Annotated in this window: 12 protein-coding genes; 8 read left to right on the top strand and 4 right to left on the bottom strand. The window is 57.8% G+C overall.

Translation table 11 applies throughout. The features are described from left to right. Nucleotides 1–1022 precede the first annotated feature (1022 nt). On the top strand, nucleotides 1023–1382 hold the full coding sequence (locus RUESEDTHA_RS10155) for a thermonuclease family protein (RefSeq protein WP_255431679.1): 360 nt from the start codon (nucleotides 1023–1025) through the stop codon (nucleotides 1380–1382). 759 nt (nucleotides 1383–2141) lie between these two features. On the opposite strand, the gene RUESEDTHA_RS10150 is transcribed toward RUESEDTHA_RS10155, so the two are convergent. Then, nucleotides 2142–2744 carry a TetR/AcrR family transcriptional regulator gene (locus RUESEDTHA_RS10150; protein ID WP_180886621.1) on the bottom strand — a complete coding sequence of 201 codons (603 nt, stop codon included), beginning with the start codon at nucleotides 2742–2744 and terminating at the stop codon, nucleotides 2142–2144. 141 nt (nucleotides 2745–2885) lie between these two features. Between RUESEDTHA_RS10150 and RUESEDTHA_RS10145 the strand changes: the two genes are divergently transcribed. From RUESEDTHA_RS10145 to RUESEDTHA_RS10115, 7 genes are all read left to right on the top strand, one after another. After that, nucleotides 2886–3350: a (2Fe-2S)-binding protein gene (locus RUESEDTHA_RS10145; RefSeq protein WP_171122106.1), complete on the top strand. Its 465-nt coding sequence runs from the start codon at nucleotides 2886–2888 to the stop codon at nucleotides 3348–3350. Nucleotides 3351–3353: 3 nt separating this feature from the next. Further along, nucleotides 3354–5540, top strand: a complete 2187-nt coding sequence (locus tag RUESEDTHA_RS10140; RefSeq protein WP_180886620.1) for a xanthine dehydrogenase family protein molybdopterin-binding subunit — start codon at nucleotides 3354–3356, stop codon at nucleotides 5538–5540. A gap of 110 nt (nucleotides 5541–5650) precedes the next feature. Next, nucleotides 5651–6970, top strand: a complete 1320-nt coding sequence (locus RUESEDTHA_RS10135; protein WP_180886884.1) for a glutamine synthetase family protein — start codon at nucleotides 5651–5653, stop codon at nucleotides 6968–6970. A 59-nt stretch (nucleotides 6971–7029) separates the two neighbouring features. Continuing rightward, nucleotides 7030–7710, top strand: a complete 681-nt coding sequence (locus RUESEDTHA_RS10130) for a type 1 glutamine amidotransferase (RefSeq protein ID WP_180886619.1) — start codon at nucleotides 7030–7032, stop codon at nucleotides 7708–7710. Next, the gene (locus tag RUESEDTHA_RS10125; protein WP_180886618.1) at nucleotides 7710–9068 is read left to right on the top strand and encodes a glutamine synthetase family protein; all 1359 of its coding nucleotides are present in this window, start codon (nucleotides 7710–7712) and stop codon (nucleotides 9066–9068) included. The genes RUESEDTHA_RS10130 and RUESEDTHA_RS10125 overlap by 1 nt, the downstream gene beginning before the upstream one ends. Before the next feature lie 3 nt (nucleotides 9069–9071). Next, entirely contained in the window at nucleotides 9072–10382 is a 1311-nt protein-coding gene (locus RUESEDTHA_RS10120; protein ID WP_180886617.1) for an FAD-binding oxidoreductase, read from the top strand. A gap of 104 nt (nucleotides 10383–10486) precedes the next feature. Beyond that, nucleotides 10487–11701: a DegT/DnrJ/EryC1/StrS aminotransferase family protein gene (locus RUESEDTHA_RS10115; RefSeq protein ID WP_180886616.1), complete on the top strand. Its 1215-nt coding sequence runs from the start codon at nucleotides 10487–10489 to the stop codon at nucleotides 11699–11701. A 61-nt stretch (nucleotides 11702–11762) separates the two neighbouring features. Here the strand turns inward: RUESEDTHA_RS10115 and phaR are convergent, their stop codons facing one another. The 3 genes from phaR to RUESEDTHA_RS10100 all read right to left on the bottom strand — a co-directional run bounded on the left by phaR (nucleotide 11763) and on the right by RUESEDTHA_RS10100 (nucleotide 14833). Next, on the bottom strand, nucleotides 11763–12317 hold the full coding sequence (gene phaR, locus RUESEDTHA_RS10110; RefSeq protein ID WP_180886615.1) for a polyhydroxyalkanoate synthesis repressor PhaR: 555 nt from the start codon (nucleotides 12315–12317) through the stop codon (nucleotides 11763–11765). A gap of 136 nt (nucleotides 12318–12453) precedes the next feature. Continuing rightward, nucleotides 12454–12900: a phasin family protein gene (locus RUESEDTHA_RS10105; RefSeq protein ID WP_171122099.1), complete on the bottom strand. Its 447-nt coding sequence runs from the start codon at nucleotides 12898–12900 to the stop codon at nucleotides 12454–12456. A gap of 130 nt (nucleotides 12901–13030) precedes the next feature. Continuing rightward, a complete protein-coding gene (locus tag RUESEDTHA_RS10100) occupies nucleotides 13031–14833 on the bottom strand; it encodes an alpha/beta hydrolase (protein WP_180886614.1) in 1803 nt (600 codons plus the stop codon). Nucleotides 14834–14928: the final 95 nt, after the last annotated feature.

The following is a 14928-nucleotide window of genomic DNA, read 5'->3' as shown; positions in this document are numbered from 1 at the left end:
GGCACTGCCATGACGCAGGATGCTTTCTCCGGGACTCCTGGCACGAAAGGGCCGCTCTATGGAAAATAGCAAGTTCACGCGAAGCGGTGGATCATCAGGCTCGCTCAAGAGGGCCAAGGGACGCCTGAATTCCGAAGAGCGTGGAGTCAAGTCAACGCATCGAAGCCGCAAATGCCGCCCTCAGCGACTCCTGTAGCCCGTCCGAGTGTGGCAGGGAAGGTTCCCCCCCATGGAAAGACCCATGATGCCGCCACAAGAGGCTTCCGTGCCGCCTATTATGGCGCAGGGCGCGTCGCTCTGGCCGTAGATGAGGCCACTTCAGATCGTATCGCCAATGCGGCGCACGCAGCCTAGCCGGTGCAGGGATCATTGAAAACGTGATCCAGCAGCCGAGGAAGTTCTGAGGTAGGGTCTCAGGCCAAAAGCACTTATGACTGTAGAGGGAGCGCGCGTGCCGACGCGGAGAAAGGCAGCGCGCTCACCTCTGGGCCTCGCAGCGTACCCCCTCATTACAAAATCCACTCTGAAACAAGTCTGCAAGGCTTGCTGCGGAGATATACAAAAATGTGAATGTTGCATTTGTTTTCCTGCCAAATTCTTGTGGAGATACGTCAATGCTGACGTGAGGTCTGTTCTGGCCGGATCAAAAATGACTTTGGCGGGAACTCGAAAGCCTCCGCGCGAAAATCATGACAGATGCCCCGCAAGCCCTGCCGTTTCGCGTGCGTACACTTCACCGCGAGGGGAAGACGGCTTGGCTAGGGAGCGATGCAGGTTCGCCTGCCTACTCACTTGAAAGCGGATTTGCATTGCTCCCGAACGACTAACGCTGAAGAGGGTTATCGATGTTTAAGCTCATTATGCGGGTTCTCGTTGGGTCCCGGCGACAAGGCAACGCGAGGCAGTCAACGCGAGCGCATGTACCGCGCTGGAAAACGCCTGACCATTCGCCTTGGCGGGCCCCTGCCCCGGAGCGCCCCGATCCAAAGCCGACCCTCAGAACCATCACTGGAAAATGCTATGTGATCGACGGCGACACGATTGTCATCTCTAAGACCAAGATAAGGATCGCTGGCATCGATGCGCCGGAGCTGGAGCATCCTTGGGGGAAAAAATCGAAATACGCTGTTGTTCGGATGTGCAAGGGCAAGGTCGTGACGGCCGTGTTGGGGGAAGACCTTTCTTACGACAGGCTGGTTGCTGAGTGTTTCTTGCCAGACGGAACTGACATTGCCGCAGAACTTGTACGCCAGGGTCTTGCTCTGGACTGGCCGAAATTCTCCGGCGGAAAGTACAAGCACCTCGAGCCGGAAGGAGTGCGAAAGAGGCTGTGGCGCGCGTCTGCTCGGCAGCAGGGTCGAATGAAGGTCTACGACACGTGACCTTCTGAACCATCCCACTGCCCCCCGACGACGCTTACAGACGCCTTCTAGGCATCAGGATCGACGCTGACGAGCGCGGCAACTTAGACGCTGTCGTTCGACACCAGGAACCTGTGTGCTCTGTCTCTTTCGAGGATCTTTACGGAAGATTTCGATTGGGCATCGATAGCTGCTTGTTTCAGCACCGCGATCCAGAGGCGCGTCTCACCATCTGTGATCATTTCGTTGCGGACCAGTTCCATGAGCTTTTTTCAGGTCCGCATTCGACCACCCACATTTGGTGCGCAGCCGGTCACAGACCCTGCCCATCTCAGCGCCGGCGTTTCCCGGGGTCAGATGTTCGAAGACGGCTTTCGCGGAGATTTGCAGCACCCCGGCTGGTATGGACACAACATCAGTCCCCAAAGGCGGACTGTCTGCCGAGACTATGTGGGATTGCAAACAAAACTGCAAACTTGAGCAAAACTAAAGAACCTAAAACATTATAAAATATTAATAAAATACTTTTACGTCGGTCCAGTCCATCATCGGCGCAACCGATAGGCGCGCCGCGCGCCAGATCTCAGCTTGCGAAGGCTTTTGGGTCTTTGTTACGTCCGACATCTTTCCCGACTTTCGCCACGAACCTGAACAAGACGATCCGTTTCCAAGCTTGCCGTCTACCACTGTTTCGGGATCAAACGCCACACGGAATAACAAAAGCCGGGTAAATGCTCGGCACGCTCTCCGGCGGGGCAGCCGGTTGAGGCATCGAAACGATCAAACCCCGTAACGGCTAAGGATCATGTCAACGCTGCTGTTGATGGTGGCCTCCATCTCGTCCTTGCTCAGAACGTCACCGGAAAAAATAATCGGCCAAAACGCCTTGGCTTTGATGAGGCCGATGAACTCCTGCCCTGCGGCCTGAGGTTCCTCAATCCGCAATTGCCCATCATCTGCGGCGTCTTGCAGCATGGCGGCGAAAATCGCGGTCTTGTCCAGCTTGCCCTGTGCCGCGGCCGCCAAATCCGGGTTGCGCAAGGTTTCGCTGATCACCATCCGCGACATGGCCATCACCTCGGGCAACATCAGAATACGCCCTTCGGCCCATGCCAGCTCAGTCAATTGCTCTCGGATATCGCGGCCTTTCTGATAGCGGATATCCTGCACTCCGGCGAACCTGTTGGATAGCTCTAACACGATGGAACGAAACAGATTTTCCTTGCTTTCGAAGTACTTGTACAACGTGCGCTTAGAGACTTCGGCCCGCAGGGAAATACGATCCATGCTGGCCGCCGCAAATCCCTTGTCCTGAAACTCGCAAACCGCTGCTTCGATGATCTGAGCATGTTTGGCCGCATTCGGCGCGCTGACGTCATTCATATTTCATAGCTATAGTCCCATTGACAGATTGAGGTCAAACCCTACGTAAACTGATGGGTTTACAGAGTAGAATTTGTCGCATACGGTAAACCCGTCAGTTTACCGACTCGGGTAACCAGCCCAACATGGAGAATCCCCCTCATGTCATTGACCTTGAAATTGAACGGCCAGACCCACACGGTCGACGCCGAACCCGGCACGCCCCTACTGTGGGTGATCCGGGATGAACTTAAGCTGACCGGAACCAAATTCGGCTGCGGCGTTGCGTCGTGCGGCGCCTGCACCGTGCATCTGAATGGCGAGCCTGTGCGCTCTTGCCAGACATATATCGAAGACGTCGAAGATGCCGAGATCACCACGATCGAAGCCGTGGGCGATGACAAGATTGGCGCTGCCGTGCAACAGGCATGGGTCGAACTGGACGTGGTTCAGTGCGGCTATTGCCAATCTGGTCAGGTGATGTCCGCAGTCGGGCTCCTGTCCGAGAACTCAAAACCGTCGGTCGAAGAGATCGACGAATACATGTCCGGCAACGCCTGCCGTTGCGCCACCTATCAACGTATCCGCGCCGGAATCCAGCGCGCGTCCGAGATTCTGGAGGCCTGATCAATGACCATCAACACCTCACGCCGTGGATTTCTGAAAGGCGCCGCTGCGGCCGGTGCCGTGCTGCTGGTCGGCGCACGCCCCGATGGCGCGCTGGCGGCAGCCTCGTCCGAGACCACGCAGTTCAACCCGTTCGTAAAGATCGACGCCGACGGTACCGTGACCGCCATCGTCAAACACTTTGAAAAGGGTCAGGGCCCGGCCACGGGTCTACCAACGCTGATCGCCGAGGAAATCGGCCTGACCATGGATCAGATCGAATACGAATTCGCGCCCTCTGATCCCAACGTCTATAACAACCTGCTGTTCGGTCCATTCCAAGGCACAGGCGGATCGACCGCGATGGCGAATTCCTGGCTGCAATACCGTCAGGCCGGTGCCGCCGCGCGCGAGATGCTGATCAACGCTGCCGCCCAAAGTTGGAGCGTGGACGCATCGGGCATCACCATCGAGGCAGGCATCGTAAAGGCAGGTGACAAATCTGCCCCGATCGCGGAATTCGTTGCTGCGGCGTCGCAGCTTGAGGCCCCCGCCGAGCCGCGCCTGAAAGACCCGTCCGAGTTCCGTCTAATCGGCAACGAATCCGTGCGCCGTAAGGACTCGGCCATCAAGGGCAACGGTCAGGCCATGTATGCGATGGATGTGCATGTGCCCAACCAGATGGTCGCGATGATCAAGCGCCCCGAATCCAAGGGCGGTATCGCCAAAGGCTTTGACGACAGCGCGTCGAAAGAGGTCAAAGGCTATATCAACGCTGCCATCCTTCCCAATCAGGCTGGTGTTGCGGTCTATGCCGAAGACACATGGGCCGCCATTCAAGCGCGCGACGCGCTTGAAGTCGAATGGGACATGTCGGGTGGAGAGACCCGCGACTCGGATCAGATCAAGGCCGAGATCATGGCCGCACTGGAATCTGAGCCCACGTACAACGTGAACAAGGCAGACGTGGCGGCGGTTTCGGCGGCCATCGACGGGGCGGATAAGGTGGTCGAAAAGACCTTCTACTTCCCGCTGCTGGCCCACGCGCCAATGGAGCCGTTGAACTGCACCATCGAACAAACCGCTGAGGGCGATATTGTCCTGCATGACGGTGCGCAGATGCCAACCGGTCCGCATATGGCCTATCAGCAAATCTTCCAATTGCCGCCTGAGAAAATCCACATCAAGACCATGCTGGCCGGGGGATCATTTGGCCGCCGTGCCACCCCCGATGCAGATTATCAGGTCGAAGCAGCGCTGGCCTTTGTGGTCACCGATCGCTCGCGCCCGGTGAAACTGGTCTGGACACGCGAGGATGACATCCGCAGCGGATATTACCGCCCCGCTTTCGGCCACAAGGTCCGCGTGGGTCTGGATGCTGACGGCAACATCGTCGGCTGGCAGCACCAGATCGCCGGGCAATCGGTGATCAAAGGTACCGCGTTTGAGGCAGTTCTAGTCCATGACGGTGTCGATCACAGCTCGGTCGAAGGTGTGGCCGACAGCCCGTATGCCATCCCAGGTATGGCACTTGGCCTGACCGACACACCCAAGGCGACCACTGTTCTGTGGTGGCGCTCGGTGGGGCATACCCATACGGCCTATACGATGGAGACCATGATGGACCTGGTCGCTGAGGCTGCGGGCCGTGATCCGGTCGAGTTCCGTCTGGCCCACCTGTCCGACAGCGCCAACCCCGACCAGCAGCGCAAAGCTGCCGTTCTGAAACTTGCCGTGGAAAAGGCGGGCTGGGGCAATGCGCCTGCTGGCCGTTCGCAAGGGATCGCGGTGCATAAGTCCTTTGGGTCTTATGCGGCTGAGGTTGTTGAAATCTCGGGCGATGCGGAAAACGGCATCAAGATCGAAAAGGTCACCTGCGCCGTCGATTGCGGCATCGCCGTGAACCCCGATGTGGTTAAGGCGCAGATGGAGGGCGGCATCGGTTATGGCATCGGCCATGTCATGCGCGATCAGATCACGCTGACAAGCGGGGCAGTCGATCAATCCAACTTCCCGGATTACGAACCGCTGCGCATCGGCGACATCGCTGCCATCGACGTGCACATCGTCCCCTCGGCGGAGGCACCGACAGGTGTCGGTGAGCCCGGAACGCCGCCTTCGGCACCGGCGCTGGCCAATGCCATCCACGCGATGACGGGTACCCTTGTGGCCTCGCATCCGATGGCTGAAAACGGCATCAACTTCGTTTGACGCCAAACCCCGCGCCTTCTCCTCTCGGCGCGGGGTTAATTTGATCAAATTTCGTGACAAGACGCTTTGCGTCGACTACACCTCGGGGAACCAGAGTGATGGAGACCCCGATGGACCTGAGCGCCTTGCACAGTTTTCGCGTTGCAGCCTGTGACCTTAACGGTCAGTTGCGCGGCAAACGCGTGCCTCCCTCATATGCCGAGAAATTGGACAAGGGGACTGTTCGAATACCGTTTTCGGCCCTGAACGTCGACTTGTGGGGTGTAGATATTGACGGCAGTCCGCTGGTCTTTGAATCCGGTGATGCCGATGGTGTGCTGCTGCCGACCGAGCGCGGCCCCGTCCCGATGCCCTGGCTTGATGTTGACACCGCACTGGTGCCGATGTGCCTTTATGATGACCATGGCACCCCTTTTGCCGGAGACCCACGCCACGCGCTTGCTTCTGTATTGAAGCGCTACGCCAAGCGCGGCTGGTCGGTGGTCGCCGCGACCGAATTGGAGTTCACGCTGCTGGACTCTTCCGGCCCGCAGCCACTGCCGCCAATGAACCCGATAACCGGGCGTAGGCTGGTGGACGAAGCAGTGCTGTCCATGGCTGAAATGGATGCGTTTGATGCCTTTTTCACCGACCTCTACGATGGCTGCGCCGCGATGGGTATTCCTGCCCAGACTGCTATTTCCGAAGGTGGCGTTGGGCAGTTCGAGATTAACCTGAACCATCAGGACGCAATGCGCTGCGCTGATGATACGTTGCTTTTCAAGGTGTTGACACGCGGGCTGGCGCGCAAACACGGGTTCACCGCGACGTTCATGTCCAAACCCTATGCTGACGATGCAGGCAATGGGATGCACGTGCATTTCTCGGTCGTCGATCAGGCCGGCCAGAACGTCTTTGACAATGGCGGCCCCGAGGGGACGGATACGTTGCGCCACGCCATCGCGGGATGTCTGGCGGCAATGCCCGGCAGCACCCTGATCTTTGCGCCGCACGGCAATTCTTATACCCGACTTGTGCCCGGCGCCCACGCGCCCACTGGTGCAAGCTGGGCCTTTGAGAACCGCACCGCCGCCCTGCGCATTCCCGGCGGTCCACCCGCTGCCCGCCGTATTGAGCATCGCGTCGCCGGTGGGGACATCAATCCCTACCTGATGCTGGCCGCCGTTTTGGGGGCAGCAATGAACGGGATCGATGACGCGACCGAACCGCCAGCGCCGATCACCGGCAACGCCTATGACATTGACGGCCTGCCGCAACTGGCCAGCGATTGGGAGGCCGCCGTTGCCGCCTTTGAATCCGACAGCTATGTCGCGCGGATTTTCCCCGCCGATCTGATCCGCTTTCTGGCGATGACTAAACGGCAGGAAATCCGCCGCTTTGCCGAGCGCCCACCCGAGGACCATTGGCTGAGTTATGTCGAAGCCGTCTGACCCCTCTTGCCCGGCCCGGCGCGGTCGGCTAGAATAAATTTGATCAAATTTGGTGACCCATGAAAATCGGCATCCTTGTAACCGGCCACCCCCCCGATGACCTGCGTTCAGAATTCGGCACATATGACGGCATGTTCCGTACCCTGCTGGGTGGCAACGGCTTTACGTTTGAAACCTTCAACGTGGTGGACGGGCAGTTCCCCGACAGCACCGATGCAGCCGATGGCTGGGTCATCACCGGCTCGCGCCATGGCGCGTACGAGGACCACGCGTGGATACCGCCGCTAGAAGAGTTGATCCGCGCGATCCGCGACAAGGGCCAGCCACTGATCGGGGTCTGCTTTGGCCACCAGATCATTGCGCAAGCCTTGGGCGGCAAAGTTGAAAAGTTCACAGGTGGCTGGGCGGTGGGACGCACCGACTATGACCTGGATGGGCAGACCGTTACGCTGAACGCGTGGCATCAGGATCAGGTAGTTGCCCTGCCCGACGGCGCTCGCGTGACCGGCACCAACGACTTCTGCCAGAACGCCATGGTCGCTTATGGTGATACAATCTGGACCGTTCAGGCCCATCCGGAATACGGCGACGGGTTCATCAAGGGTTTGATGGACACGCGTGGTAAAGGTCTTGTGCCAGATGAATTAATGCAGGCCGCGACCAACCGCCTGCCCGCTAATGACGACAACCCCAAGATCGGGCAATTCATGGCGGAGTTTTTGAAGAAAGAGAGGGCCTGATGGCCGACTGGAAAGATCAACTACCGCAGGCAGCACAATCTTATATCGAAGGTCAGCGTTTGGACGAGGTTGAATGCATCATCTCGGATTTGCCCGGTATTGCGCGGGGTAAGGCGGTGCCAGCCTCGAAATTCGCCAAGCAAGCCTATTTCCACCTGCCCGACAGCATTTTCTACCAGACCATCACCGGCGACTGGGGTGAGGCCGCGGGCGAGGACGGCTTTATTGAGCGGGACATGATCCTGAAACCCGATTTCTCGACTGCTTCTGCGGCCCCGTGGACCGGCGACTGGACGTTGCAGGTGATCCACGACGCCTATGACCGCGATGATAACCCGATCCCGTTCAGCCCGCGCAACGTGCTGAAACGCGTGGTGCAGATGTATCACGACAAGGGCTGGAAACCGGTCGTGGCCCCCGAGATGGAGTTCTTTCTGGTCGCTCCCAACGTGGACCCCGCCCAAGGCATCAAGCCAATGATGGGGCGTTCGGGCCGTCCGGCGGCGGCGCGACAGGCATACTCGATGACTGCCGTCGATGAGTTCGGCCCGGTGATCGACGACATCTATGATTTCGCCGAACACCAAGGGTTCGAGATTGACGGCATCACGCAGGAAGGCGGCGCCGGGCAGTTGGAAATCAACTTGCGCCACGGTAACCCGGTCAAGCTGGCGGATGAGGTATTTTACTTCAAGCGCCTGATCCGCGAGGCCGCGCTGCGCCATAACTGCTTTGCCACTTTCATGGCGAAACCGATCGTGGATGAGCCGGGTTCGGCCATGCATATCCACCACTCGATCATCGACATGGAAACCGGGCAGAACATCTTTTCCGGCCCGCAAGGGGGTGAGACAGACGCGTTTTACCACTTCATCGCCGGGTTGCAGAACCACCTGCCCTCGGGTCTGGCGGTGATGGCGCCCTATGTGAATTCATACCGCCGTTACGTGAAAGACCACGCAGCCCCGATCAATCTGGAATGGGCGCGCGACAACCGTACCACCGGCATCCGCGTGCCGCTGTCCGGCCCCGAGGCGCGCCGTGTCGAAAACCGCATCGCCGGTATGGATTGCAACCCTTATCTGGGCATCGCCCTGTCATTGGCCTGCGGCTATCTGGGACTGGTTCAACAGGAACGCCCGCGCCGTCAGTTCTATGGCGACGCTTACGAAGGCGAAGGCGATATCCCGCAGGTCATGGGCAATGCGCTGGACCTGTTTGATGAGGCGACCGCCTTGCACGAGGTTCTGGGCCCCGAGTTTGCTCGCGTCTATGGCATCGTCAAACGCGCCGAGTATGAAGAATTCCTGCAGGTTATCTCTCCGTGGGAGCGCGAACATCTGCTGTTGAATGTCTGAGGCATGGCGATGAACCTGCTTTATTCCAACGACCGCAAGGCCGAGTATCCGGCCAGTTGGTACGCGGCCACGGCCAATCCGATCGACCGCTTTCCTGTTCTGGCGGGCGATGAAAAGGCGGATGTCTGCGTGGTCGGCGGCGGGTACACCGGTTTGTCCGCTGCGCTGCATCTGGCCGAAGCCGGATTCAGCGTGGTGCTGCTTGAGGCGCATTGCGTGGGCTTCGGCGCGTCGGGCCGCAATGGCGGCCAATTGGGCAGTGCGCAGCGGATGGATCAGGAGGACCTTGAGCGGCTGGTCGGCGATGACGACGCGGCAAAGCTGTGGGATCTGGCCGAAGACGCAAAGGCTCTGGTCAAATCGCTGATCGCCAAGCACCAGATCGACTGTGATCTGAAACCGGGTGTCGCCGTTCTGGGCCTCAGCACCGGCGAACAGCAGGAGCTGCACGACCATGCGGCGCATCTGTCCGACCGTTATGGCTATGACCAGATGGAGCTGCTGGACGAAGGCGCGGGCCATGGCCTATGCCCCTCGCCTGCCTATCGCGGCGGCTATCTGGATATGGGGGCCGCCCATCTGCACCCGCTGAACTATGCTTTGGGTCTGGCGCAGGCCGCAGCCAAGGCGGGCGTGCGGATTTATGAAAGCACCGAGGTGACGGGGATCGAGGAAACCGCACCCGCCGTCGTTCACGCCGCACAGGGCAAGGTCACTGCCGATCACGTCATTCTGGCCTGCAACGGCTATTTGGGTGGGCTGAACGGCAAGGTCGCGGCGCGGGTCATGCCGATCAACAATTTCATCGCGGCGACCGAACCATTGGGCACTGACGCCGCTCGTGTGCTGACGCGCGACGTAGCCGTGGCCGATACGAAATTCGTGGTGAACTACTTCCGCCTTAGCGCCGATAACCGGCTGCTGTTTGGCGGCGGCGAGAGCTATGGTTATAGCTTCCCTGCGGACATCGCCGCCAAAGTGCGCAAACCGATGGTCGAGATTTTTCCGCATCTGCGCGATGTGAAGATCGACTACGCCTGGGGCGGTACGCTAGCGATCACCATGCGGCGGATGCCCTATCTGACACGGGTTGCGCCCAATATCCTGTCAGCTTCGGGCTACTCTGGTCACGGCGTTGGAACTGCGACCCATGCAGGGCAGTTGATGGCGCTGGCCATTCAAGGGCAGGCCGAAGGGTTCGACACGATGGCCCGCGTCCCAACCCTACCCTTCCCAGGGGGCGCCACCCTACGCAGCCCCCTGCTGGTGCTGGCGATGACATGGTTTGCGCTGCGGGACCGGCTGGGCCTTTGATTCACGACAGATTGGTGAAATTTCGCCGTAAGGGCGAATGAAGACTTGGATTGACCGAGGATTAGCTTTATCTTTCCTAAAGATAGAATTCGGGAAAACCAAATATGACGCTTCCTCCAAACGTTCATGACGCCGAACCCATCCCCGCAGCCGCCCGCGAAGCCATCGACGCCTTGATGCAGTCGGGCGACCTGTTTCGCTATACCGCGCCACAAGACGCGCCAGTTGCATTGCTTGAGGCGGAATTCGCCGAGTTGCTAGGAACCAAGTACGCTCTAGCGGTTTCGTCCTGCTCGGCTGCGCTGTTCCTGTCGCTCAAAGCCTTGGGCCTGCCGCGCGACGCACGTGTCCTGATCCCCGGCTTTACCTTTGCGGCTGTTCCGTCCTCGGTCGTTCACGCAGATTGCATTCCGGTACTGTGCGAAGTTGCTGAAAATTACCGCATCGACATGGCAGATTTTGCCACCAAACTGGACGATGTTCAGGCTGTGATCATCAGCCATATGCGCGGACACACGTCTGACATGGATGCAATCATGGCGTTGTGTGATGCCCGCGACATTCCCGTAATCGAAGACGCAGCCCATTCGCTGGGCACCACGTGGCACGGGCGCAATATTGGCACGATCGGTAAAGTCGGCTGTTTCTCGTTTCAGTCCTATAAGATGATCAACGCAGGCGAAGGCGGCATTCTGATCACCGATGACGCGGATTTGGTGGCACGCGCCGTCATCATGTCGGGCGCTTATGAGCACAACTGGAAAAAACACAAAGGCCCACACGGAGACAACTCGCCCGAGTTGGAGCAGGCCTTTGCCCGCTGGCAGAACCAGCTACCGCTGTATAATCTGCGGATGAGCAACCTCAGCGCCGCCGTGATCCGACCACAGATCCCTGAACTGCCGCGTCGCGTGCGCGACGGTCTGTCCAATCACGACTATGTCGCGGATCGCCTGAACACGTCGCCGAATATCGACGTGCCCGCCCCGCTGTCGCCTGAACGCCGGGCCCCGGACTCGATCCAGTTTAACCTGGTCGGCCTCAGCGATGATGACATCCGCGCTTTTGCGGCGGCATCCGAGGCGCGCGGTGTCAAAGTGCAGGTTTTTGGCCTGAGCGAAGACAATGCCCGCGCCTTTTGGAACTGGCAATTCCTGCCTGAGCAGGTCGAACTGCCCCAAACCCGAGCGATGTTGATGAAGGCTTGCGACGTTCGCCTGCCTGTGCGCCTGACCCGCGAGGAATTGGACGTAATCGCCGATATTTTGCTGGCATCCGTCGGCGAGGTTACTGCACCAGCGATGGCCTTCGGCACCTGACCTACAGCCCATCACAAAAAAGCCCGCCAAAGGCGGGCTTTTTTCGTTTTAAAGGGCTAGATCAGTTCAGCTTGGACAGTTTCTGCTGCAATTCGGCAAGCTGCTTTTTGATATCGTCCAGATCCTCTTTCGGCTCGGACTTACCTCCGTCTTCCTTGTCCGGACCGGACCAACCGCCGGACAAACCACCGGTCATCGCTTTAAGAAATGCCTGTTGCTGCGCCTGCATCGCCTCGAACCCCGGCATCTGAGACATCGGGTTCATTGCGCTCATGTTTTCCATCATCTTGCTTTGGCTTTCGCGCAGCATCTCGAACGAGCTTTGCAGGAACTGAGGCATCATACCTCCGCCCGGCAACATATAACTGCGCACAAGATCATTCAGCACATTCACAGGCAGCACATTTTCGCCCCGGCTTTCATGTTCGGCAATGATTTGAAGCAGATATTGCCGCGTCAGATCATCCCCGGTTTTCAGGTCGATAATCTGCACTTCCCGCCCGTCACGAATAAATGCCGCGATATCCTCGAGCGTGACGTAATCGCTGGTCTCGGTGTTATACAGCCGACGACTGGCATATCGTTTGATTAGTAACGGTTTTTCCTGGTCTGCCACCGGTTTCCCTCCCCAAGGATGATGCGTTGCAGCAGAGGTTATGCGACTGCAGCACAAAAAGAAAGGGCAGGTCTTTCGACCTGCCCTGCGCGATTGCACCGGTTGGGAGGAATGGGTGCGCCTCGCGGCATTCTCTTTACTTGGCAGCAGTTGCTTTCTTGGCAGCGGCTGTCACGTCGTTGGTTGCTTTCTTGACAGCAGCAGTTGCGTCTTCCGCAGCTTCTTTGCCAGCAGCCATCAGCAGCTCAACAGTTTCGGTCTGAACTTTTTTCGCGATTTCGGCGAAGGCCGCCAGATTTTCTGCAGCAACTTCAGCCGACGCGCTTGCGAAATCAGTCGCAGCTTTTGCGTATTCAGCAGGTTCTGCTTTTGCTTTCGACATCTCGGTCAGTTTGGCCAGAGTGTCTTTGGTCCATTTGTTCGAGATTTCAGCCGACTTTTCAGCGGCGTCCAGCGCAACACCCGACAGCTTTTCATTCAGGCTTGCGGTCGACTTGAAGGCACCTTCCAGAGCGGTGGTGTCAACAGGGAACGCGCCCATCATGTCTTTCAGGGTCGCGGTAAAGTCTTGAGTCTTTGCCATTGTCCTAATCCTTTTGCCGAACCGGGCCCACCCCGGTTTTCATCAGCTTGAAGACAATATGGTTGCTGCATTGCAGCATTGCAAGAAATTTATTGCTGCGTCGCAGCGAAAAATAAAAAGCCACACAAAATCAATTTGTTGACTTAACCAAAACATACGTTCCGGGCGCGGGCGCCAGTGGCGGATGATCCGAATCGCCCGGTGTACGCGCCTGAACCTGTTTGCCTGACCGCTTTTTTAGCCAGGCCTCCCAGCGGGGCCACCACGATCCCTGATGGTACTCGGCCTCTTTCATCCAAGTCTCTGCATCCGCTTTCAAATTGGTGTTGGTGTAATGGCCATATTTCTTTTTGCTGGGCGGGTTCACGATCCCCGCGATATGGCCGGATTCTGACACGATGAACGTCTTTGACTTCGATCCCATCTGCTGCACGCCGCGATAGCAATCCTTCCATGCTGCGATGTGGTCCGTTTCGCAGGTGATGGCCATCAACGGAACGTCGACATCACGGACATGCAGTTTATGCCCCAGCAACTCGAACCCGTCGTTGACGAAGTCGTTGCTCTGGCACAGGCCGCGCAGATACTCCACAGCCATACGACCGGGCAAATTCGCACCATCTCCGTTCCAGAACAGTAGGTCGAATGCGGGTGGTGTCTCGCCCATCATATAGCTGCGGATCGCAGGCCCATAGATCAGATCATTCGAGCGCAGAAACGACATCGTTCGTCCAACCACCCAGGCTTTCAGAATTCCATCCTTGGAAATCTGATCTTCGATTCCGTCCACGAAGTCGTTTTGCAGAAAGGGCGTGAACTCTCCCTGATCGCCGAAATCCGTAAGAGCGGTAAAGAACGTGGCGGACTTGATCGACTTGTCCCCCCGCTGCTTGAGAAGGGACAGGGTCAGGCTAAGCGTGGTTCCCGCGATACAGTAACCTACAGCGTTCACTTGCTTGACCTTGCAGATCGACTTGACCTGTTCGATCGCGGTCAGGAACCCTTCTTCGACGTAATCCCCCATACCGATATCGGCGTGGGACTCATTTGCATTGACCCAGCTTACGACAAACAAGGTATATCCCTGCTCAGTCACCCATTTGATCAGGCTGTTCTGTGCCTTGAGATCCAGAATGTAGAATTTGTTGATCCAGGGCGGGAACAGAACAAGCGGCGTTTCGCAAACTGTCTCGGTTTCAGGCTTGTATTGGATCAATTCCATTAGCCGGTTGCGATACACAACCTCACCCGGCGTTGTAGCGATGTTGCCGCCCACTTCGAAGGCGCTCTCATCCGCCAACCTGACAACCATTTCACCATCGTTGGCTTCAAGATCGGCAACCAGGTTTTCCAGCCCCTTGATCAGCGATTGCCCCTCAGTTTCGACCGCCTTTTCCAAAGCATCGGGATTGGTTGCCAGAAAATTGGTCGGAGACATCATGTCGATGATCTGTTGCGAGAAATACCGCAGGCGCTTTTTGTCCTTCTCGTCCATGTCTTCAACCGATGCGACGGCCTGTGTGATGACCTCGGCATTGGTTTGATACTGCTGGCGAATAAAGCGGAAATAGGGATTTGCTTCCCACATGGGATTGCTGAAGCGCTTGTCCTTGGGGGCGGTATCGCTGTCATCAACTTCGCCCGTCGTCATGGCCTTCTGCGCTTCGGCAAAGTTTAGAACGGATTTTCCCCAGAATTCGATCTGATGTTCCATCAGCTTGGCGGGATTTTGCCACGCCTCGGAAAAATATGCCGTTGCTGCTCGTGCAAAAAGCTCTTGATTCGGACCGTCCAGCGCGGGGTTGTGACCCTTTTTCCCGGCCATCACTTCCACCAGACGCTTTGAAAGCTCTTCGACTTTGTTCATATTTTCTTTAAGTCGTTCAAGGTGTTCCTCGGTTAGCTCCGGACTCTGGTCTTGACTTGTTGTCATTTTAACAATTCCCCCCTAACCTCGCTGCTATGCAGAATAACGTCGCAAATGCCATGGGCAAAGCGGCGAATGGTCCGAACTTTCAGACTGATACC

It is taken from the genome of Ruegeria sp. THAF57 (assembly GCF_903914075.1).
In the GTDB taxonomy this organism is placed as follows: domain Bacteria; phylum Pseudomonadota; class Alphaproteobacteria; order Rhodobacterales; family Rhodobacteraceae; genus Ruegeria.
The sequence above is the reverse complement of the archived record's forward strand: the minus strand, read 5'-3'. Positions and strand labels throughout refer to the sequence as shown.

What these genes read in the sequence shown, in the direction of transcription:
- RUESEDTHA_RS10120 (WP_180886617.1), top strand. Translation starts at nt 9,072, where the DNA reads ATGGCGATGAACCTGCTTTATTCCAACGACCGCAAGGCCGAGTATCCG.
- RUESEDTHA_RS10145 (WP_171122106.1), top strand. Translation starts at nt 2,886, where the DNA reads ATGTCATTGACCTTGAAATTGAACGGCCAGACCCACACGGTCGACGCC.
- RUESEDTHA_RS10130 (WP_180886619.1), top strand. Translation starts at nt 7,030, where the DNA reads ATGAAAATCGGCATCCTTGTAACCGGCCACCCCCCCGATGACCTGCGT.
- RUESEDTHA_RS10105 (WP_171122099.1), bottom strand. Translation starts at nt 12,900, where the DNA reads ATGGCAAAGACTCAAGACTTTACCGCGACCCTGAAAGACATGATGGGC.
- RUESEDTHA_RS10115 (WP_180886616.1), top strand. Translation starts at nt 10,487, where the DNA reads ATGACGCTTCCTCCAAACGTTCATGACGCCGAACCCATCCCCGCAGCC.
- RUESEDTHA_RS10150 (WP_180886621.1), bottom strand. Translation starts at nt 2,744, where the DNA reads ATGAATGACGTCAGCGCGCCGAATGCGGCCAAACATGCTCAGATCATC.
- RUESEDTHA_RS10135 (WP_180886884.1), top strand. Translation starts at nt 5,651, where the DNA reads ATGGACCTGAGCGCCTTGCACAGTTTTCGCGTTGCAGCCTGTGACCTT.
- RUESEDTHA_RS10100 (WP_180886614.1), bottom strand. Translation starts at nt 14,833, where the DNA reads ATGACAACAAGTCAAGACCAGAGTCCGGAGCTAACCGAGGAACACCTT.
- RUESEDTHA_RS10140 (WP_180886620.1), top strand. Translation starts at nt 3,354, where the DNA reads ATGACCATCAACACCTCACGCCGTGGATTTCTGAAAGGCGCCGCTGCG.
- RUESEDTHA_RS10125 (WP_180886618.1), top strand. Translation starts at nt 7,710, where the DNA reads ATGGCCGACTGGAAAGATCAACTACCGCAGGCAGCACAATCTTATATC.